The sequence below is a fragment of the Mucilaginibacter lappiensis genome (genome assembly GCF_050433765.1).
Taxonomy (GTDB): Bacteria; Bacteroidota; Bacteroidia; order Sphingobacteriales; family Sphingobacteriaceae; genus Mucilaginibacter; species Mucilaginibacter lappiensis_A.
The window spans coordinates 779552-802402 of sequence record NZ_JBNPWP010000001.1; the positions used below are offsets into that span (position 1 = coordinate 779552).

Below are 22851 nucleotides of genomic sequence, written 5' to 3' on the forward strand. Positions count from 1 at the left end.
GTATATTAAGTATACATCAACAAAATGATTTAAATACTACCAAATCAATGAATTTAACTTTAAAGCATCTATTTATTAACCAATAATTATCATTATTATTTAAGATAAATCCCTTCACCTCTTTTATAAAACACATAGCACATGGCCATATAATATCTTTTTAGGCGTTTTTTTACTACAATTTTTCATTTTGTTCATTGTATTCACTATGCATAAATATAAAATTTTAGTCTTATTATTGTATAATTTATAAGATAAAGATGTCTTTATTGTTAAATTATTACTTTTTGGTTAAAATATCAAATGAGATTATTATTTTTATCTGCCATATATTATTGTTCTGTATATCCATCATCTGGGATTAATGGTAGTTTTTGCAGATAACCATTAACGTTTAACATTTTACCTACCTAAACAACATGAAAAAACGTGCAATAATTGGGGTAACCCCGTTTGAAAAACCCGACGTCTCGCTCGCACTCGCTCTGCACAAGGCAGGAGCCTTTCCCATATTAAATCTTGGCTTTAACAAAGCCACTGCCGAAGAGGCGCTTGCAAAATTAGTAAAGAGTGGTTTAAATGACTTCGGTGTCTGTTTTGTTTCAAGTGATCTTACAACCATTAAACTACCTGACCAGGTTAGTATGATAATTATACCTTATGGTGTAAAAATCAAACGTAAAAATATAACTACCTCAGTAATTTACCAGGTTCATGACCTTGAATCTGCAAGGATGTCAAAAGCCGAATCCGCAGATGGTATTATTATTAAAGGTAACGAGGGTGCCGGAAACGTTGGCTATGAATCATCCTTTGTACTTTTTCAGCGCGTTATACAGGAAATTAAGGATATACCTGTTTGGGTACAGGGTGGCGTGGGTATCCATACAGCGGCTGCACTATCTGCCCAGGGTGCTGCGGGTATAGTACTTGATAGCCAGTTAGCATTGTTCCCTGAATGCTCGGCCCCAAAAGCCATTAAAGACGTTTGTACCAAATTAAGCGGTACCGAAACCAAATTGATTGATAATTGCCGTGTTTTGGTTCGTCCAAACTCCCCTGCTCTTCCCGATAATGCATCTTATAACGATCTTAAAGCATATTTTACAGATCTTGATCCCGAAAAGAGCTATATCCCTATGGGGCAGGATATTGCCCTGGCTACCGACCTTGTTAACCGGTATAAAAAACTAAACAAACTTATATTTGGTATTAACGAAGCTATATATGGGCATTTAAACCAGGCCAAATCGTTAAATGTGATCAGTCCGGGTAATGCCCTGGCAAAAGACCTTAATATAGTGTACCCTATAGCACAAGGCCCTATGACAAGGGTAAGTGATGTAGCGCCATTTGCCAATGCCGTATCAGAAGCGGGTGCTTTATCTTTCATCGCGCTATCCTTATTAAAAGGAGCGCGTGCAAAAGAACTTGTAAACGATACCAAAGCACTGGCGGGCGACAAAACCTGGGGCGTGGGTATACTTGGTTTTGCCCCACAAGAACTACGCGACGAACAAATGCAGTACATCCTCGAGGCTAAACCACCAGTTGTTTTAATTGCGGGCGGCAGGCCATCACAGGCTAAACCCCTTGAAAAAGCAGGTATAAAAACATTTTTACACGTCCCTTCCGTATCTCTGCTGGATATGTTTTTAAAGGAAGGCGCCAAAAGGTTTGTTTTTGAAGGACGTGAATGCGGTGGGCACGTTGGGCCGCTATCAAGCATGGTGCTTTGGGAAAAACAAATTGAACGCTTACTAAAAGAAGATCAACCCGAACAGATTAGTGTATTCTTCGCCGGCGGTATCCATGATGCATTTTCTACTGCGTTTATAGCCGTAATGGCAGCGCCTTTAGCGGCCAAAGGAGTAAAAGTTGGTGTGCTGATGGGTACAGCTTATCTGTATACCAAAGAAGCGGTTATTACCGGAGCCATACAGGATAAATTTCAGGAGCAGGCGATGCAGGCTACTGATACCGTATTACTTGAAACTGCGCCAGGCCATGAAACAAGATGCCTGAACTCTCCCTTTGCAGATTTCTTTAATACCGAAAAAGAAAAACTGCAACAGAGCGGTATCGGCAAAAAAGAAATATGGGAACAACTTGAAACCCTTAATGTGGGCAGGCTACGGATTGCCGCCAAAGGTATAGAGCGGCGCGGCGATGAACTGGTAACTATTAATGAGGCCGATCAGCTAAACCTGGGTATGTACATGATAGGTCAGGTTGCCGTAATGCATAATAAGGTAATTTCCTTACAGGAGTTGCACCAGGATGTTGCCGAAAATAATTATCAGCATATTTTAAATGCAGCAACACCGCAAATACCACAGTCAACAGAAAAATCACTTGACGTGGCTATAGTTGGTATGGCCTGCATCTTCCCCGAAGCAAAAAACATAGAGGAGTACTGGCGCAATATTATTTTAGGGAAAGATTGTGTTACGGAAGTACCCGACGAACGCTGGAACAAAGAACTATACTACGATCCTGCATCTACCGCAGACGACATGTCGCACTCTAAATGGGGAGGTTTTATCCCCAAAATAGACTTTGATCCGCTTGAATTTGGGATTCCGCCGCAATCGCTGGCAGCTGTTGAGCCTACCCAGCTACTAACCCTTATGGTAGCCAAACAGGCTATGGAAAATGCCGGATATGCTAATGGTAATTTTGACCATGATAATGTATCTGTAATTATTGGTGCCGAAGGTGGTAATGATCTGGCCAACAACTACAGTTTCAGGGGATACTTTAAACAAGTATTTGGTGATATGCCACCCGAAGTGGACGAAGCATTACCAAAAACTACCGAAGATTCTTTTCCAGGCATTTTAGCTAACGTAATTTCGGGCAGGATTACTAACCGAATGGACTTTGGGGGCCGAAACTTCACGGTGGATGCTGCCTGTGCTTCATCATTAGCTGCTGTTGACCTGGCTTGTCAGGAGTTGTTCCTTGAAAAATCAGATATGGTGCTTGCAGGTGGTGCCGATTTGCATAATGGCATTAATGATTACCTGATGTTTTCAAGCACCCATGCCCTGTCGCGCAAAGGCAGGTGCGCCACTTTTGATGGCGAAGCAGATGGCATCGCCTTAGGCGAGGGTATTGCCATGGTAGTACTAAAAAGGCATGAAGATGCACTGCGCGATGGCAACAGGGTTTACGCCGTAATTAAAGGTGTAGGCGGTTCAAGCGATGGTAAGGCCTTAGGCTTAACCGCGCCCCGTAAAATTGGGCAGGTTCGCGCCTTAGAACGCGCCTATGATCAGGCAGGTATCACACCATCCCTTGTTGGTTTGGTTGAGGCACATGGAACCGGAACCGTAGTTGGTGATAAAACAGAATTAAGCGCTTTAACCGATATGCTTAACCAATCAGGTGCGCTTGCCGGTCAAACACACCTTGGGTCTGTAAAAACACAGATCGGGCATACTAAATGCGCGGCAGGTTTAGCTGGGCTCATTAAAGCATCATTAGCTGTTTATCATGGCATTAAACCACCAACCATCCACTTAAAAAACCCTAACGGCTTTTATAATCCCGAAACCAGCCCCTTCGCCTTCCATACCGAAGCCGGTTTGTGGATGGATGAAAAACGCTATGCGGGTGTAAGTGCGTTTGGTTTTGGCGGTACTAATTTCCATGCTGTAATTGAAAACGCAGATCCGGTATCAACACAAAACCCTTCAATTAAGTCATGGCCTTCTGAGCTTTTTGTTTTCAGGGGCGATAATTATGATGAAGCCAAAGCACGCTTAAATTCAGTTAAAGCGCTGTTGGATATAAATGACAATATCGATCTGAAAGATATAGCCTTTAGTCTGGCAGCTACCAGTACCAAACCTGTGCAACTCAGCATAGTTGCTGATAATGCGGATGACCTGATGATGAAGGTAGAACTTGCCCTCACAGGTATTGAAAGCAAAGACACCTATATTGTTAAAAAACAGGAAGGTAAGGTTGCATTTATGTTCCCCGGACAGGGAAGCCAGCGTATTAATATGGCACGCGACCTTTTTGTGGTGTTCCCGACTATGCGCAGCCTGTTAAAACAGCACCCGGAATATGAAAAAGTGCTTTTCCCAAATGCCGCATTTGATGCCGACCTGATAAAAGCGCAAAAAGAAAACATTAAAGATACACGCATGGCCCAGCCACTGTTAGGTATTGTTGATCTGGCTATAGCCAATTTCTTAAAAACACTGGGTATTGAACCGGATATGGTTGCCGGTCATAGCTATGGCGAATTGCCTGCATTGTGCTTTGCCGGTGCTTTTACCGAGGATGACCTGGTAAAACTCAGTGCCGAGCGTGCCCAATCCATCTTAGATGCGGTTGAAGATGGTGATGCAGGCGCTATGGTTGCTATAAATGCAGCACAGGATGAATTGATAAAGGTCATTTCAGACTTAAAAGATGTATATGCGGTAAATTACAACTCACCATTACAATGTGTACTTGCCGGCTCTACCCCTGCCATACAACATTTAATGGAGGTGCTTAAAACAGCCAAAATATCGTTCAGGAAGCTGGAAGTTGCCTGCGCTTTCCACAGCCCTTTGGTAGCTAAATCAAAGGATCTTTACAAACAGGTGCTTTCTAATGTTGAATTCAATAACCTGAATTTACCTGTATGGTCAAACACTACAGCGGCTAAGTACCCTATTCAAGCCGGGGATATCAAAGAACGGCTTACTGATCACCTGATAAAACCAGTAAAATTTGTTGACGAAGTACAGCAAATGTATGCTGCCGGCGCCCGGGTATTTATTGAGGTGGGCCCAGGTAAGGTATTAACCGGTTTAACAAAAGCATGTTTAGGCAAAGATGAGATCTTACTGTATGCCGAAGATAACGGACGAAATAAGTTAACCCACCTGCTCTGCATGCTGGCCGATTATATGGGCACAGGCCGCAATATCCATATAGAAAAACTATTTGAAGGCCGTGGTGCTAAACTGTTAAATCTTGATGAACCGGCATTGTATAAAAAGAGTGCAGCTGTTTGGTATGTTAATGGTCAACATGCCATTCCTGCTTCCGGAAAGCTGCCTGCAAATGGGGTAATGCCTATTACTCAACCTATAAAAATGAAAAATAAAGAAGCAAGAACTGAAATTTCTCCGGTGGTAAATTCTGCTGCCGAATTGATGATGCAGGAATACCTGAACAGCATGAAAATGATGATCCAGGCGCAACGTGATGTCATGCTCACCTTTTTAGGACAAAATCCAACCATAAGTAACTTTAATTCCTACCAGGCTCCGCAGCCCCAGGTTATAACTCCGCAAGTAATACCCGTTGCTACACACGCCGAAACAGCTAAGCAAAATATACAGGTTATTGATCAACCTGTGGTCTCAAAGGCTACCGCAGTACAAAAAGATATAAAAGAAATTTTACTACAGGTTGTAAGCGACAAAACGGGTTATCCGCAGGATATGCTGGGTATGGAAATGGACCTGGAAGCCGATCTGAGCATCGATTCTATTAAGCGTGTAGAGATCATTGGAACGTTGCGTACTGAATTAGGTGGTTTTGACCAGGGCGGTAAGAATGAAGATACCGTAATGGAGCAGCTTGCCGGTATTAAAACTTTAAATGGATTGGTAAAATGGATCACCGAGAATGCAGTACCTGCCGCAGCTTTACCCTCTGCTGCCATTAATATTGATATAGAAGTAACTGTACAAAGCGCTCAGCCTAAATTTTCAATTGAAGAATTAAGATCAGCCATACTATCCGTGGTAAGTGAAAAAACAGGTTATCCGCAGGATATGCTGGGCATGGATCTTGACCTGGAGGCCGACCTGAGCATTGACTCCATTAAAAGGATGGAAATTATTGGCGATCTGAAGATCAAAATAGGTTTTGGTAAAAACCAGGATCAGGGTGATGATATCATGGAAAAACTTGCCGCGATAAAAACCCTGAATGGTTTAGCTAACTGGATAGCCGAGATAGAATCAGAAAGCGCAGGATTACTTACCGAAGCAAAAAAGATCATTGAGGAAACCGACACGGAAACAATAGTTAATGAAACACTATCAAGACTGCGTTTTGAGCTTACCCCGGCAACATTAACCCCTGCCGAAGCTTCCGTTATTAAAGGACAACGTTTTGCTATAACTGATGACGGCGGTGTACAGGCAATCAGGATGAAGGATCTGTTTGAGCGCCATGGTGCTACGGCTGATATTGTATATCCAGGCGGAAATTTGCAGGGTTATCAGGGCTTAATTATCCTGAACATGTTTGCCGCCGAAAAAAGAGTTGGGATCTTTGACCATTTCTTATTGATCAAAAAGCTTGATTTCTCGGCAGTAAAATGGGTGTATCTTATATCGGATACCAAACTTCATTTAACAGAATTTACAGACATCAGCCTGTTAAGGCGTTACCAGGGTTATCCGGGCTTTTTCAAAAGTTTGGATCGCGAATATGAGCATACCAAATGCCGCCTGGTGAGCCTGGGAAGCCCCATGTCTGCAGATGAAATAGCTGATATCACTTTAAAAGAAATACTTACCCTTGATGAACCATCAGAGATCATTTACCAGGATAATAAAAGACATGTCATGGAGCTGGTACCTTCCCAGTTGATCACAGGATTGGAAGAATCGCACATTAAACTGGATAAGGATGCTGTAGTACTTGTATTGGGCGGTGCCCAGGGCATTACCTCTGAACTGATGATCCATTTTGCTAAAGATTACCCTTGTACTTATATTCTGGTAGGCCGATCTGCCGATCCAAGAACTATAGCTCAAAGTCATGCTGATACATTGCAAACTAAGGATGAGATCCGCAATTATTTAGTTCAACAGGGAGAAATTAAAAAACCTGTAGAGATTGAACGGGAAACAGCGCGCATCTTTAAGAACAATCAAATTATGCGCACTATCACCCTGATGGAAAAAAGTGGATCAACTGTAGTGTATGAATCACTTGACCTGTGCGATGAAGCTGGCTTAAGCAATTTTATTAGTAACGTTTACAAAAAATATGACCGCATAGATGGTGTGGTACATGGCGCTGGTTTACTGGAAGACAAATTATTCCATAGCAAAACTTCCGAATCATTTGGGCGCGTGTTTGACACCAAAGTTACTCCATTGCGCACACTGGCAGAACAACTAAGGCCTGATACCCAATTCGTCATATTTTTCTCCAGCATTGCTTCAGTTTATGGCAATCGCGGACAAACAGATTATGCAGCTGCAAACAGCGTGTTAGACAGGTATGCCTGGGCACTAAAACAAAAGATCAATGGTAAAGTGATCTCCATAAACTGGGGCCCATGGAAAGGTGCCGGAATGGTGTCGCCTACCCTTGAAAAAGAATATGAACGTCGCGGGATAGCGCTTATTCCGCTGCAGGATGGTCGCGAAATATTTTTAAATGAATTAAAATACGGAAAAGAAAGCCAGGTATTGATCATGGCAGGCAACAACTGGTAAACATTCACCAGCTTAAACCCATCACTCATGAAGAAAACCGACGTAGCAGTAATTGGAATGTCATGCATTTTTCCAGGTGCGGTTGATGTAGAAACTTTTTGGCAAAATATAATTAATAAGGTCGACTCAACTCAAATAGTGCCGTCAGATCGCATAGATCCGGTGCATTTTGACAAAGGAGATTCTTGTGTCGACCGCTTTTATTGCAATCGTGGGGGCTTTATTCCCGATTATGAATTTGATCCGCGTCGTTTTGGCATCCTTCCTGTAGCGGTTGAAGGTACCGAGCCTGATCATTTATTAACGCTCGATCTGGCATATAAAGCTTTGGAGGATGCCGGTGTATTTGCAAAAAATATCACGCTCGAAAAAACAGGCATCATTATAGGCAAAGGTAATTATGCAGGTCCGGGCGCAACGCGGGCTATTGAAATTGTAAGAACGGGTGAGCAGATAGCCTCCATTCTAAAAGATATCCTGCCAAACTTGGGTGAGGATGAAATAGAAAAAGTAAAGCACGAATTTCAGCTGCGCAAAGGTCGCTTTAGTGCCGATACCGCTATGGGGCTTATCCCCAACCTGGTTGCCTCATTGGTAGCTAACCGTCTAAATCTTGGCGGTGTGGCTTTTACGCTTGATGCCGCCTGTGCCAGTTCACTCATTGCTATTGATCATGCCGTTCAGGAGCTTAACAGCGGGCGCTGTAACATGGTTATAGCCGGTGGTGTACACGTGGGTCAAAATGCCGCTTTCTGGAGTATATTTTCGCAGTTGGGCGCTTTGTCCCGTCAGGAAAAAATAAAACCCTTTGATACCAATGCCGATGGATTGATTATTGGCGAAGGCTGTGGTTTTGTGGTTTTAAAACGACTGGAAGATGCCATTGAGGATAAAGACAAGATTTACGCCGTAATTAAAGGCGTTGGTGTTAGCAGTGATGGCAGTGGTACCAGCGTAATGAGCCCATCCGTAAAAGGTCAGCTTAAAGCTATTGAACAGGCGTGGGAAAATGCAGGTGTAGCTATAAATGACATTGGATACCTGGAGGCCCACGGCACTGGCACTCCTCTTGGTGACAAAACTGAACTGGAAACCCTGACACAGTTTTTTGGCCATCACCCCGATCTGCCTAACGCGGGTATCGGAACTGTAAAATCAAACATTGGTCATGCCATGCCCGCGGCTGGTATTGCCGGTTTTATAAAAACCTGCCTGGCATTATATCACGATACTTTACCCCCAACCCTGCATTGCGAAACTCCTTTGACGCAGATGGGCAAAACCCGCTTTTCGGCTGTAAAGAACCCACGGAACTGGGCCGAATCAGGTTTGCCCAAACTTGCGGGGGTAAATGCATTTGGCTTTGGGGGTATTAACGCCCATGTGGTGCTTGAAGGATTTAATTCGCCTAAAAAAGACGAAGTATTACTCCTTGCCAGGCAAAGTAACGAAGCGCTGATCACAGCACTGAAAACACAGGATTTCACCGAAGGAAGTGGCAACTACCGCATCGCCGTATTCAATCCAACACCTGAGCGGCTAAAAAAAGCTGCTAAAATTGCTACTAAAAACAATCCATGGCGCAATAAACAGGACATCTGGTACACCAATTCGCCCCTGCTTAACAATGGCGGAAAAATTGCTTTTGTATTCCCCGGCTTGGATGGTTTGGCGGGTGGCGAGGTTACTACTGTAGCTGATTATTTTAACATAGCTACGGACACCGATACAAAAGCCGAAGGCTTATTAAGCGAAGCATTAGGAATATTAAACAAGAGCCGCGTATTGGATACCGCCCTTAAACAATTAGGTATAAAGCCTGATATGAACGCCGGGCATAGCTTAGGCGAATGGCTGGCAGCCCGTTCATCTGAACTGGCCGAAGAAACTTCGGTTATGGAACTGCTTGATGTTTTAAACCCCGAAACCTTTGAATTAAAAGACTCCAGATTTATTGCCGTAGGTAGCGGAATTGACCAGTTGGAGCCGATTATAGCCAATATTAAAGACGTATATCTTTCCAATGATAATTGCCCGCAACAGGTAATACTTTGCGGTAGCAAACCTGCCTTGGATGAACTGGTGCCTATATTGAAAGCTAAGCAGATCTTTCACCAGATTCTGCCTTTTCAATCGGGTTTCCACTCCCCTTTTGTGGCCGACAAGCTGGATTTGATTCTTGACGGGATGCGTAATATGCAGTTCCGTAAAACAACTACACCGTTATGGTCGGCAACCACTTTAGCGCTTTATCCCGAGGGTTTTGAAGCTATCAGGCAATTAAGCGCCGAACACCTCATCAAACCGGTGCGTTTCCGTGAGCTTACAGAAAGATTGTACAGTGAAGGCGCCCGGGTTTTTATCCAGGTTGGTTCAGGTGGCTTAATGGGTTTTATTGACGATACCTTAAAAGGAAAGAACTTTAGTACCATAGCCTCCAACGTACCTATCCGGTCGGGTTTAACTCAATTACAACGGGTGTTGGCAGCGTTATTTGTAGAGGGTAAAGAAGTTGGAATGGACTTTATGGGACATAAAAAAACTACTGCGCCTGCAGCAATTAAAGGTATTAAACTACAATTAGGATCTCCCATAGTTCGTAAACTGGAAGGTGTAAAAGGGCTTGCAACTCAAACTCATCAACCGACTCCAATCAACCGCGAAGCATTACTGGTTGATGTAGCAGACCCTATTATGCAGGCTTTTAACAGCAATGTGGCCGAAATGGTTAGCATCCAAACAGAAATGCTGCAGCTTTTTCAGAACCGTACTTTGCAACCGGTAGTAAGGACAATGCAGGGAGTAGTAACATCTCCCCCGGTAGCGGCACCACTATCTGTAACAACATCACCGGCAAAACGGGTTCCGTTCTCCAAACAATTAGACGTTACATTGGATAACTGCCCATATCTGATAGACCACTCCTTGTTAAGGCAACCAAAAGGCTGGCATTGTGTGGAAGATATGGATCCCGTGATCCCCATGACCATGATATTTGAAATGTTTGGTGAAATAGCTGCAGAGCAATCACCGGGTGAGCAGGTTCAAAAGATCATGAACATCAAAGTGTTTCAATGGATGAACGTAGTGAAACCTTTCCGTGAAACTGTCACTGGTGAATGGAAAGACCAGCAACGCGTATATCTTGATCTTGATAGATTTGCCAATGCCGAGGTACAGTTGTCCAAACAGCTTAATGCAGCACCCAACAGGCATTTTGATATTGGCGAAACGCTGGATATACAACGTACACCTGAACAGATCTATGATGCACATATGTTTCATGGCCCGCGTTATCAGGGCATCAGATCATTAAAAGCGGTTGGCAGCAAAGGCATTACAGGCATTATTGAAGGCGCTGCCGGCAAAGGCTCCCTGTTAGACAATGCAGGGCAATTATTTGGATTATGGTTACAGTTAACGCTCACCAAAGACCGCATAGCTTTCCCAGTAAAAATACAGGAGGTCGAATTTTTCGGGCTAATGGAAGATCAGCAGGGACAATTTGAATGCACCTGTGTACTTACAGAACTTAATGATGAATTTGCCACAGCAGATTTTGTGATGAAACGCGATGGCCGGATCTGGGCCATTATTTCGGGCTGGCAAAACAGGCGGCTTGAAATTGACGAACCTTTATGGAATGTGTCTATGTCTCCCTTGCACAACCGTTTGTCGGAAGAAATTGCTCCGGGCATTTTCATGTTCCATCAGGCTTATTCGCGCGTGGTTTCCTGGGATTTTATATTGAAACGCTATTTCAATCAGGACGAGAAAAAGCATCATAATAGCATGATGCCTAATAAAAGAAAAATTTGGATGATCAGTCGCGTTGCCGTAAAGGATGCTGTGAGGAACCTGTTGAATAAAGCCAAACAACAAGCCTGCTACCCTATCACTTTCGAAATAAAATCAGATGAACTGGGTAAACCCTATCCGCATGGAGGCCTTACCGATGGCATTCACATATCTATTGCCCATAAAGGCACCGATGCTGTTGGTATTGCCCAATTTGATAAACCGGTAGGCATCGATATAGAAACGATTGAAGAACGCGGCGAGGGCTTTTTTGACATGGTATTTTCAGAAACAGAAATAATCTTATTAGCTGATAGAGACAAAGCCGAATGGGCAACCCGCTTTTGGGTGGCTAAAGAAGCCTATGGCAAATACCTGGGCAAAGGCCTGCAGGGTAACCCGAAGGCATACGCAGTTCAAGAGGTCAAGGGCGATGAACTGCGCATCAATGACATTTTCATAAAAACATTAAAACATAAAAATTACATAATAGGATGGACACAGTAGCATCAACCGCAAAAATGAACAGCGACGAGATCTTTGATCTTATGAAACAATTTATTACCGAAGTAATAGGCGAAGAATTTGTTGAAGAGATGGATATCACCCTTGAAAGTTCTTTTACCAAAGACCTGGAAATGGACAGTATTGAAATTGTATCCTTCTCCGAAAAAATAAAGGCACATTTTGGCGATCAGATAGATTTTACCGGCTGGTTATCATCAATGGATCTTGACCAGCTTATTAACCTGAACTTAGGTATGATCATCAATTACATTCACGAATGCCAATAATTAAGATAAATAACAGGGATGTACATATCCAGGAGCTTAACAAAGAAGCTACTGAAACTGTGCTGCTGATCCATGGTATGTTTAGCAACCTCTCTGTGTATTATTTTAATATAGCTCCAATACTGGCCGAGCATTTTCATGTGGTAATGTACGATCTGAAAAGCCATGGCATGAGCGAATGTACATTAAATGGCTATGACCTGAATAGCATGACCGATGACCTTTATGCCCTGATGGAAACACTGAATTTAAATACAGTGCATTTGGCGGGTTACAGTTTTGGTGGGTTGATCGCTTTAAAAATGGCACTTCGTTTTCCTGAAAAACTTAAAAAACTGGCCATTATTGAAGCGCCTGATCCTAGCGACGAAAAAGCGCGTGGTATTATTGATGATTATAGCCGGGAGTTCCTGGAGCATTATGTAGAGAATTTCACAGATACCACCAAGGTAAAAATGGGTAAACGCCAAATGGAACGCAATCACCGGATGTATGAATATCTGTTTTACCAAACCAGTATAAAAAACGATATGGTGGCCGAAAAAGACTTTTTTAGCGATCCTGAAATTACTACCATAAACAAAGAAACCCTGCTGCTTTACGGATCAGACTCTAACTGTTTGGGAACCGGAGAACAATTAAGCAAAATGATAAAAAGCTCGGAACTAATGCCTGTACCCGGTGATCATAACATCCCGATACAGGAACCGGTATTGGTTGGCAATATGATCAATACATTTTTTATGAATTAAATAATACCCCTAAAGCATCATCATGGCAAAGTTTGTATTTGTTGTACCTCCTTTAACCGGGCATATTAACCCAACTTTAAGTATGGGTGCTGTTTTGCTGCAGCGTGGTCACCGGGTTGGCTGGATAACACTCGATAAGTCGTTAGCATCAAAATTACCTGAAGGCGGCGAACTGTTATACATCAACTATGACGAAAGCGACCAGCAGAAACAGGATAGTGAGCAATACCTGGATATCATCACCAAAAAAATTGTTTACGGTATAGATAGCATCAAATTTTTGTATGAAGAGGTGTTGATTCCCCTAAACCGGCATAGCTATGAGGGTATAGTCAACTTGCTTGATCAATTTAAGCCTGATCTGGTTATCACTGATCACCAAATGTTTGCCGGAGCCATTGCCGCGGTTAATAAAAACCTGCCTTATGCTACATCGGTTACAGCCCCGGCGGCTATAAAGGTAATGGATGAATTGCCGAAGGTACATGAATGGGAAGTGAACCAGATAGTAGCCCTGCAACGGGAGTTTGGTATCGATAATGCCTCGTCTATAGCATGTTCAAACCTGCTTACCATGGTACTTACCTCACAATTGTTTTTTGGCGAAATGGAGTTACCTGTACACTATCGTTTTACGGGACCGGTGATCAATCGTCGGTCGGTTAAGTTAACGTTTGATTGGTATAGGTTACAGGCAAGTAACAGGCCAAAAATACTGGTAAGCATTGGTACCACGTTTGATCACGAGCATAAAAAGAGCTTTTTTGCCAAAGTGATCGAGGCATTTGACAATGAGGAGCTTACAGTTGTAGTAGTTTCAGATCCTGCCCTGTTTGATGAATGGCCCTCAAATTTTATAGTTAAAACACAAGTACCACAGTTAGAATTACTCCCCCACCTGGATGCTGTAGTATGCCATGGCGGGCACAATACCGTTTGCGAAACCCTGCTGAATGGTTTGCCTATGGTTGTGATCCCTATTGCTTATGATCAATCGCACGTTGCAGGGCGGGTGGTTCGTACAGGAGCCGGACTGCGGTTAAATTTTAACCGTTTTAAAGCCGGTCATCTTAAAGATTCCGTTAATGAGATATTAAGTACCCCTGATTATAAAGCAGCTGCAGAACAGCTAAAACAATCGTTCCTGAATGCCGGCGGTACAGAAACCGCGACTGATCTGCTCGAACAGGTCGCCATTAAACAACCTTTAGAAGTATTAAAAAATTAAAACGCTATTATGGCAAGATTTTTATTTGTTGTTCCGCCATTTTTTGGTCACATCAGTCCCACATTAAGTATAGGCGCCAGCTTAATTGCCCGCGGGCATGAAGTAAAATGGCTGGGCATAACACCACTTGCAACTAAGCATGTGCCAGTTGGCGGTGAATTTATAGTTCCCGAAGCAGAGCTGGAAGAACACCAGGAGCAAATAACCCGTATATTAAAACGACAGGACGATGGGCCAGCCTGCTCAGGTCCCGAAGTTATGAAGCTTGCGCTGGAAGAAACCTACGTACCCTTCGCCCGTATCATGATGCCAGGACTGAGTAATTTTGTTGATGCCTGGAAACCGGATGTGATCATTAATGATTGTATCACTTTTGCAGGTGCATTGTGTGCCCACATCAAAGGCATCCCATGTGTAACAACTACCCCGGTACCACCTGATGTAATGGGCGATACCGCAAACAGTGCCCCTAAAATATTTGAGTGGCAGCAAAACCTGACCAAAGGCTTGCAACAGGAGTTTGGGGTTTATGGCGATGAAATATTTATCCATTCGCATAAGCTTAATATGATATTTACCTCTCAGGCATTTGCGGAGTTCAGTGATGTGCCCCCGCACATGAAATTTGTAGGCCCTGTTAAGGGAAGGCCAAACGAAGCTGCTTTTGATTGGGAACGATTGGCGAAAGCCACCACTCCAAAAGTTTTTGTGTCATTAGGCACCCTGCTGGTTGATATCCGCAAGGAGTTTTTCCAAAAGCTGATCACTGCTTTTGCTGATCAGCCGGTAACCATCATTGCCGCTACTAATCCTGATATTTTTGAGGTATGGCCGGATAATTTTATCGTAAATGGTTTTGTACCCCAAACGGAACTAATGCCACATATGGACATGGTGATCTGCCATGGCGGTTTTAATACCGTTAATGATACGTTTACCAATGGTTTACCTATGCTCATCACCCCTATCGCTTATGATCATTTCCACACGGCAAAGCTTATTGAAAATTCAGGCGCAGGTATCAGCATACGCTACAAACGTTTAAGGATAACCGATCTGCGTGATACTGTTTTTGAATTGTTGCAAAATCCTAATTACCGTACTGCCGCACAAAAAGTTAGAGAAACCTTTATAGCAGCCGGCGGTAATGACAAGGCAGTACAATTACTGGAAGATTTTGCAAAAGCCGAACAAATTCTTGAACCATTAAATTAATGGCTATGAGAAGAAAACTACTATTTGGCGAAAGAATGCTGCACGGCGATGGGAACACCCTTTTTAACGCGGTTATTCCGTTTAGGCTTCGGGGCGTTTTTTTTGAAGCTGACCTGCATCATGCACTGGAAAAATTACAGGAAAAACATCCCTGGCTAAATGCATTTGTAAAGGATGACGAAAAGCAAAGGCCCTGGTTTATTGTTGATGAGGCACAATCAGTTAAAATTCCTGTCAGAATAGTAAAACGAACAGGAGATGATGATTGGCAAACAGAGTCACAAAAAGAATGGCACACACCGTTTGACACTGCAAAAGGGCCGCTTATACGCCTGGTATGGATAAAGGACGATGTTGTTTCAGATATGATATTTGTTATACATCATTGTTTATGTGATGGTGGTTCGGCCATGAGTATTTTAACCGAATTGCTGCAACTTTTGGATGACCCCAATGCCGATATAGGCAAAGAAGATCCGATAAAAGGGGTCGAAGATATTATTCCCCCAGCCATACTTAACAACAGAAAGAAACAAATAAAAGCAAAGCTGATTGGCGGATTAGCCACGTTGGTTCTGCGGCTTATACCGGTTAAGAAAAACGGCGTTGACAGGAAAAACGATTACCTTATTCACTGGAAATTTGACCGGGAATTGAGTAAAGATCTGGTTGTTTATTGCAAATCGGCAGGGATAACTGTAAATACCATGTTGTGCGGTGTGGTATTGAGTGCCTTTAAGCAAGTAAGAAAAGAGCAGGCGCATAACAAAGTATCCTGCCCGGTAGATATCCGTCGGTTTGCTCCCGAAATTAAAAAAGACCAGATCTTCGCATTTGGCTTAATGCTGGTGGTGTCGGCTTATCCTGGGCTTGATTTTTTAGATAATATAAAGGCCAGGCAAAAACACGTCGATAAAAAATCGGCAAAGCTTGACCCATATGCAACTATGATGATGATGGAATCGGCCCATGCCTGCATGGATAATTTCACTAACCTTCTAAAAAATGGGAAATCCAGTAACGACTGTATGTTTTCTAATCTTGGCAAGATCGATATCCCGCATCAGTATCAATTATTTGAACTGGAAACCATATTCAGCCCTTCGGTAATTGGCCCGCTTGGTAATACTACTACGTTGGTTACCTCTACTTACAGGGGACATATGGATTTTTCTTTTATCGCCAGCGAAGGATTTATCCCTTATGAGGAAGCTCTGGCTATTAAGGATAAAATAATTTCGATCATTAAAGAACAGATTGGTCATGCAGTTATAGCCGTAGTATGAAAAGAAAACTGATGATGGTGGAAAGAATTATGCACGTAGATGCTACTACGCCGCTTAATTGTGTATTCACCGCAAAGATACATGGCAGTATAAATCCGGAGAACCTGCAAACCGCGCTTTTTAAAGTTCAGCATAAACACCCTCTCTTGCGTGTATGTATCGATGAAGATCAGGAAGGTGGGCCATATTTTATTCTGAATGACAGTGTTCGTATGATCCCTGTTCGTATAGCAGAGCGGTTCACAGATGATGATTGGCTAAAAGAGTCGGAAACAGAATGGTATAAGCTGTTTGATGGAGTAAATGAGCCACTGGCCAGGCTGGTTTGGGTACGGTCAGCAACGGTGTCTGAACTGCTATTGGTAATGCCGCATTGCGTTTGTGATGGAAGTACCTGCGTAGCCCTAATGCGTGAGATATTAAGTTTGTTGGATGATCCTGAGCAGGAACTTGAAGCTTATACTACATTTAATTCGGTAAAAGAATTAATGCCTGATACTTTTGACCGGGTTAAAAATGCCCGTAAAGCCCGGATATTTTCATTTTTAGGTAAGCTGTTTTTTCTGTTTAAAAACACCCGCAACAAATTTGGCAGCGGAAATAATTATGCACTGCACTGGAAACTTGATGAAGAACACACCCTTTCAATAACCGATGCTTGCAAAAATGCAGGCACCTCTGTACATGGTGCTTTATGCGTAGCTTTTATGAAAGCGTTTCAGCAAATAAGGGGCGATAAAGCCCGGGGGAAGGTTATAAGCCCGGTTGATATCAGGCGTTTTATTCCTGAAATAAAACAGGACACCATGTTTGCCTTTGCCCCCATAGTTGAGCTCACTATAGATAAGAAGCAGGATATTGATTTCTGGACTCTGGCCCGTAACATTAAAACCGACCTTACGAACAAAATTGAAGCCATGAACACCTATGAAATGTTATGGATGGGTGAATATATGCACGCGTCAGTTAACAGGATGGTTAAGTTTTTAAAGGCAACTGATGGTACGCATGATATTACCCTATCTAATATGGGCAGGTTGAATATCCCTGAAACCTATCAGTCTTTTGAGTTGGAAACCATTTACAGTCCAACGGTCGCGTTCCCGTGGCGTAACCCTAATACATTGGTAACAACAACATTTAAAAACCGGATGGATTTTACATTTATGTCAAACGATGCATTCCTTGATAAAGCCGACGCTATAAAGATCAAAGCCGCAACAATGGAAATACTGTTTGCCAATTTACAGCAATTATCACATGCCTGATATAGTTAAACAAGAAGCCAAAACTACACTAAAGCGGTTTCTGCGGAAAAAACTGCTGTACTATATTATTCCCAATATTTTTTTTAATACCCTGATTGCCTATGCCAGTTTCGCTAAATTGGGATATGCTTACTTATTTGCGGGCGAACAGAATCTGGCAAGGCTTACATTACCTATGTCATTATTTATACCATTCATCATCACCTTTGATATTCTCAAAAAGACCATACTGCTTTCAGAGCAGGGCGCTATTGATCTGGCAGTTGATGATAACCTTAACAAAAACAAGTTTATTTTTCAAATGGCCACCATTCATGGTCTTTGTGTTTTATTGTTTGTTTTGGCGCTTATGTTTGGTGTACAATTAAACTTGCCTGAACACTATAGTTTTAATGGAACACTACTGGCTTTTCTTGATGGATTATTAGCCGGCTTGTACTCCGTGATCTTTACTTATCTGCCGATTAAAAAACTAAAAAAATACATGTTTAAGCAAACGGAAGTGCCCGTATCTGCTTAGGTCATTTAGTTTTCCGGATGATTTTCAAAGCTGGCCCGCTCCTTATTAAAAACCTCCATAACCTCATCAGCAGATAGTGGTTGAGCATAAACCTTTATGTTATCCATATAACCATGAAACACCCTCTCTGAGGGAAATTCTTCATTGCGCCCTATTTGCCATTTGTTGGGTGTAGACAGGCTCACCGTTCCTTCAACTGTTGACGTACCACTTAATTTACCATCAATATAAATAAACAGGGTGTTGCCATTGCAAACACCTGCAATATGGTGCCAGTGTTGTTTCCAATCGGCCGGAAGATTTACTGTACAATCTCCCCTGCCCCATCCGCCTGCAAAAAAGGTAAGCGCTTTATTATTCATCATTTGTAAAACATGCGTATCGCCCTTGGTTAGCATATCCACAAGGCCTGTTTCCTGTCCCTGCGGATAAACCCAGGTCATCATGGTAATAGTTTGCCCCATATTATCCAGGCTTAGGGCGTGTGGTACTTCTGCAAAACAATCATCACCCAATAATATCCTTTTCCCTGTTTGGTTTGACTCTGTCTTTGAGCGGATAATATGTGCATTATTATCAAAACCCGACCGATCTGTAACAAGCTGATCTTTACTATTTGCAACGAGCGATAAGTCAAGAAGTAATGATGTGGTATTGTTATTATAAACCTTATATTTTGTTCCTGAGCTATCAACCCTGAGCGCTTTAAGCCCGGTTTTATGATCAATAAAACGGTGTTCCTGCATTTTACTTTCTCCCGGAGTAAGCTGTATATGGTCGGTATATAACAGGGAATCATTCATATTTACCGGGATGCTAAACTGCTGGTCTTTACCGGTCAGATTTTTTACGGTATAACTGATCCTTTGTTCCTGATTTTGCTGTATAAGCGGTTTAAGGCTAAGCGCTGATATTTCAAAAGGATATTTTACCTGCCCTGCAGGTTCAATAACTTCAACTATATTACCACCCTTGCTATCCAGGCCTATGCTTACTTTTCCTAAACGGTACAACCTGAAACTGATGGAATCTGTTATCGTGGCGCCTTGCTGAACAAGATAATTTTTAGAAGCACTTTCTTTTCCATCAACATATAGTTTGATATTCTTAGTACCGGGAGCACCATTATTTTTGACTGTAAAATGCAGCCATAAAAGTTCATTAGGTTCTGCCTTAGTTTTTTGCAGGTTGTACTTTAATAGCTGTATATCAACTGGTGTTTTAGTTTCTGATAAGGATATGGGATCTTTATCAACAGGCCAGCGGTTAGGTGCACCTTGGCTCATGGTAAACTGCATCGTGCCCCCTTGTGTTATTAAGGAATGAGGTATCACCAACTGATCATGGGGTTTACCATTTATGGTTAATGACGCTATATATTTGTTTGCGGCAGATTGGTTTTTGCTTTCAATTACCCATGTTTTATGATTAGCTAAATGCAGCTTTACCGATTGAAATAATGGAGAACCTATGGCATATTGCGGTCGGCCGGGAGATACCGGAAAGATCCCCAGCGCATTAAATATATAGGCGCTTGACATGGCACCCAGATCATCATTGCCGGGCAAGCCATCCGGACGGTTCTTATATCGCGATAACATAATATCCCTGCACCACTTTTGAGTAAGATCAGGACGGTTAGCTGAATTAAAAAGATAAGGCAAGTGTATAACAGTCTCGTTATCAAACAGTATTACATCATTCCTTAAAGCTGAATCTAAACGATTAGCAAAAGCCTCGTTGCCTCCCATCAGGTTTACCAGGTCTTTAGCATTATGGGGCACAAAATAAGAATATACCCATTTATCTCCTTCTTTATAGCCTGACATTCCCGGGTTGATCTTAAAATCCTTTCCTAATCGCGGGAGCAAAAACAAGCCTTCGGGGTAAAACAGGTTCCTGTAATTAAAGCCCCGTTGCCGCAAAAGCTGATAGTCGGGCTGGTTATGCATCACTTGTTTGGCATATTGGGATAATGCCCAATCGTCATAGGCATACTCTACCGTTCGGGTTACTGATTCCGAATTAGAATAAGGAACGTAGCCCATACGATGATAGATCTCCATGTCCTTTTGTACAAAAGGCGAATCAATGATGCTCTTCTTCATGGCCTCATAAGCCAGTGTTTTGTCAAAGCCGGTAATGCCTTTTAAATAGGCATCCACAATAATAGGCACCGAATGGTTGCCGGTCATGCTTTCGGTTGGTAAATGGCCGGTCTGCTTATAAATATCCAGCATGGATAAAATGATGTCGTTTTGCTTTTCGGGATACAGCAAACTCAACAATGGGTGCAGTGAACGGAAGGTATCCCAGGGCGAAAAACCGCCGTATTGATATTTTCCACTGGCACGATGAACTACCCCGTCCTCTCCACGATAACTGCCGTCAACATCAGAAATTACCCAGGGAATTAAAAGCGAATGGTAAAGTGCTGTATAAAATATGGTTTTATTAGCCTCACTGGTATCCCTGATATCAACCGTTGATAACTGCTTTACCCACTCTCCTGATGTACGTTTAGCAAGTGCATCAAAACTAAGCTTACCAGTTTCTTTATCAATATTATTTTGCGCGCCGGCAAAGTTCACTGTTGATGTACTTAGTTTAATTTCAATAACCTTTGGGCTGGCAACAGGGTTTTTAAATGTAAACAGGTAGCCATCTTTAACCTGCTTCTTTTCAATGTAATCTTCACTGAAATTAATTACCGTGTTTAGAACCTCTCCGTGGATTATCCGGCCTGAAATAAGGCTGATATTATCGGTATTACCTACAAAAACCTGAACCTTTGCTTTAACCGGGAAAGTAAAACGCAACACGCCTGTACGTGTGGCGGCGCTGGCTTCGGCAATGATATGGTTATCACTAAATTTCACCTTGTAATAACCGGGCCGGGCTACTTCATTACGATGCGAAAAGCGACTGTTGTATTTAGAAGGTTCAAACTGTTTTTCGCCGGTTACCGGCATAATGAACAAACGCCCGGCCGAACCTTCGGGAAAGCCACTGTGATGCCACAGGCAGCTAAAATAATAAATAACCGAATCGGTATAATCATAGCCTTTTGCAACCCGCGTTTCGGGGCTTATCTGGATAAAGCCTGCCGGGGCCACAGCGCCGGGATATGTGCCACCGTCGCCACCCCAATGGGTAAGTACACCACTTTTAGTAGTGCCTATAAAGGGATTTACATAGTGCAGATTTGTTTTTTCCTGCGCGTAAATATTGGTTCCTGCTAAAAGCAATATCAGCGAAAACAATATATACCTTATCCCGAAAAAAATTCTTTTAAACATAAAGCACAGGGTTATATTTTGATATAGATCTTTCTTTTATCCATCAGGTAGCCCACAAACCAGCAGAGCATCATATAACACAATGCAAAAACCAGTGTACCGAATGCTCCCGGAAAAAGTGGTTGGTAAAACACCTGGTTTATCCAGTCGTAAAAACTTAAATTGGGTTTTACCCAGATAGTTGAAATTACAGTGAATAATAACTCTGATAATAGATATATGGCCAGTGAGTTCCTGCCAAAAACCAGGAAAAAATTTGTACCCCGCTTAATGTTCTTTATTTCGATAGCATAGATCAGTACACCGATGATCACCAGGTCGATGCCTATTGTGAGCAGTGTAAACGAGCTTGTCCATAGTTTTTTCGCGATCGGAAAAAACTGGCCCCAAAACAAGGCTCCGCCAATTAAAAATGCTCCAACTATTAATAATTTGGCTACCGTTTCATAATTCCGGCCTTTACGCTGTATATAGGCACCGGCCAAATAGCCGCCAATTACGTTTACAATACCTGTTAAGGTGCTCAACAAACCTTCGGGGTCAAAAGCGATTGGGCCGCCCTTATCATGGTACAGGTGCGCATTACCCATGATTAAAATATCCAGGTGGGTACCCGCATTACCCAGCATAGTAAACTCCTTGCCCGGCTCACCAAACAATAACAGAAACACCCAGTAACCCAATAAAAGCGCCGCCGAAATTATAAGTGCCGCTCTTTTGGAGCAATAATGAACGATAAGCGATCCAAAGAAATAACAAAGCGCGATACGTTGCAGTACGCCCATAATGCGGGTATTGGCCAGCGGATTAAACGCCCATCCCCCAGCTTCGCGGTGAAAAAACGGGAACCAATACATCAGGTATCCTAATAAAAATATAATCAGCGTGCGCTTACCAATTTTGCGCAAAAAAGCTCCGTTGGTTTCAAACTTATTTTTTGAAAAGCTAAGCGCGTTCCCTACCGCGAACAGGAAGGATGGAAAAACAAGATCGGTAGGTGTAAAACCAAACCAGGCGGCATGATCAAGCGGCGCCCATTGTACCGCGCCAGAACCGGGAGCATTCACAATGATCATAAAGCATATCGTCATCCCCCTGAAAATATCGAGCGTTATAAATCTGTTATTGGATAGCGTCATTATTGGTAATATTGATTAGTTTTTATTCTGATGTCATTTCGAACGAGGTACGAGGAGAAATCTTATTCTATATGCAACTT

General features: G+C 42.6%; 11 protein-coding genes. 9 read left to right on the forward strand and 2 right to left on the reverse strand.

All coding sequences use genetic code 11. The features are described from left to right. The first annotated feature begins 419 nt into the window (after window positions 1-419). The 9 genes from M2273_RS03305 to M2273_RS03345 are packed head-to-tail and all read left to right on the forward strand — an operon-like array spanning window position 420 to window position 18333. A complete protein-coding gene (locus M2273_RS03305) occupies window positions 420-7472 on the forward strand; it encodes an SDR family NAD(P)-dependent oxidoreductase (protein WP_429392963.1) in 7053 nt (2350 codons plus the stop codon). Between the two features lie 27 nt (window positions 7473-7499). Then, window positions 7500-11777 (forward strand): beta-ketoacyl synthase N-terminal-like domain-containing protein, encoded by a 4278-nt coding sequence (locus M2273_RS03310; RefSeq protein ID WP_429392964.1) that lies wholly within the window; start codon window positions 7500-7502, stop codon window positions 11775-11777. Continuing rightward, entirely contained in the window at window positions 11765-12064 is a 300-nt protein-coding gene (locus M2273_RS03315) for an acyl carrier protein (RefSeq protein ID WP_429392966.1), read from the forward strand. The genes M2273_RS03310 and M2273_RS03315 overlap by 13 nt, the downstream gene beginning before the upstream one ends. Further along, the gene (locus M2273_RS03320; protein WP_429392968.1) at window positions 12055-12816 is read left to right on the forward strand and encodes an alpha/beta fold hydrolase; all 762 of its coding nucleotides are present in this window, start codon (window positions 12055-12057) and stop codon (window positions 12814-12816) included. The genes M2273_RS03315 and M2273_RS03320 overlap by 10 nt, the downstream gene beginning before the upstream one ends. Before the next feature lie 22 nt (window positions 12817-12838). Then, the gene (locus tag M2273_RS03325) at window positions 12839-14044 is read left to right on the forward strand and encodes a glycosyltransferase (protein ID WP_429392970.1); all 1206 of its coding nucleotides are present in this window, start codon (window positions 12839-12841) and stop codon (window positions 14042-14044) included. A gap of 9 nt (window positions 14045-14053) precedes the next feature. Next, entirely contained in the window at window positions 14054-15259 is a 1206-nt protein-coding gene (locus M2273_RS03330) for a glycosyltransferase (protein ID WP_429392971.1), read from the forward strand. Window positions 15260-15264: 5 nt separating this feature from the next. Beyond that, on the forward strand, window positions 15265-16545 hold the full coding sequence (locus M2273_RS03335; RefSeq protein ID WP_429392972.1) for a condensation domain-containing protein: 1281 nt from the start codon (window positions 15265-15267) through the stop codon (window positions 16543-16545). Beyond that, a complete protein-coding gene (locus M2273_RS03340; RefSeq protein ID WP_429392974.1) occupies window positions 16542-17813 on the forward strand; it encodes a phthiocerol/phthiodiolone dimycocerosyl transferase family protein in 1272 nt (423 codons plus the stop codon). The genes M2273_RS03335 and M2273_RS03340 overlap by 4 nt, the downstream gene beginning before the upstream one ends. After that, entirely contained in the window at window positions 17806-18333 is a 528-nt protein-coding gene (locus M2273_RS03345) for a hypothetical protein (RefSeq protein WP_429392976.1), read from the forward strand. The genes M2273_RS03340 and M2273_RS03345 overlap by 8 nt, the downstream gene beginning before the upstream one ends. Before the next feature lie 5 nt (window positions 18334-18338). On the opposite strand, the gene M2273_RS03350 is transcribed toward M2273_RS03345, so the two are convergent. Together M2273_RS03350 and M2273_RS03355 are read right to left on the reverse strand one after the other, a co-directional pair. Beyond that, the gene (locus M2273_RS03350) at window positions 18339-21632 is read right to left on the reverse strand and encodes a GH92 family glycosyl hydrolase (protein ID WP_429392979.1); all 3294 of its coding nucleotides are present in this window, start codon (window positions 21630-21632) and stop codon (window positions 18339-18341) included. Between the two features lie 11 nt (window positions 21633-21643). Continuing rightward, entirely contained in the window at window positions 21644-22771 is a 1128-nt protein-coding gene (locus M2273_RS03355; RefSeq protein WP_429392982.1) for an acyltransferase family protein, read from the reverse strand. Window positions 22772-22851: the final 80 nt, after the last annotated feature.

Excerpts from the sequence above, each read along its gene's own strand:
- M2273_RS03305 (WP_429392963.1), top strand. The coding sequence starts at position 420 with ATGAAAAAACGTGCAATAATTGGGGTAACCCCGTTTGAAAAACCCGAC.
- M2273_RS03310 (WP_429392964.1), top strand. The coding sequence starts at position 7,500 with ATGAAGAAAACCGACGTAGCAGTAATTGGAATGTCATGCATTTTTCCA.
- M2273_RS03315 (WP_429392966.1), top strand. The coding sequence starts at position 11,765 with ATGGACACAGTAGCATCAACCGCAAAAATGAACAGCGACGAGATCTTT.
- M2273_RS03320 (WP_429392968.1), top strand. The coding sequence starts at position 12,055 with ATGCCAATAATTAAGATAAATAACAGGGATGTACATATCCAGGAGCTT.
- M2273_RS03325 (WP_429392970.1), top strand. The coding sequence starts at position 12,839 with ATGGCAAAGTTTGTATTTGTTGTACCTCCTTTAACCGGGCATATTAAC.
- M2273_RS03330 (WP_429392971.1), top strand. The coding sequence starts at position 14,054 with ATGGCAAGATTTTTATTTGTTGTTCCGCCATTTTTTGGTCACATCAGT.
- M2273_RS03335 (WP_429392972.1), top strand. The coding sequence starts at position 15,265 with ATGAGAAGAAAACTACTATTTGGCGAAAGAATGCTGCACGGCGATGGG.
- M2273_RS03340 (WP_429392974.1), top strand. The coding sequence starts at position 16,542 with ATGAAAAGAAAACTGATGATGGTGGAAAGAATTATGCACGTAGATGCT.
- M2273_RS03345 (WP_429392976.1), top strand. The coding sequence starts at position 17,806 with ATGCCTGATATAGTTAAACAAGAAGCCAAAACTACACTAAAGCGGTTT.
- M2273_RS03350 (WP_429392979.1), bottom strand. The coding sequence starts at position 21,632 with ATGTTTAAAAGAATTTTTTTCGGGATAAGGTATATATTGTTTTCGCTG.
- M2273_RS03355 (WP_429392982.1), bottom strand. The coding sequence starts at position 22,771 with ATGACGCTATCCAATAACAGATTTATAACGCTCGATATTTTCAGGGGG.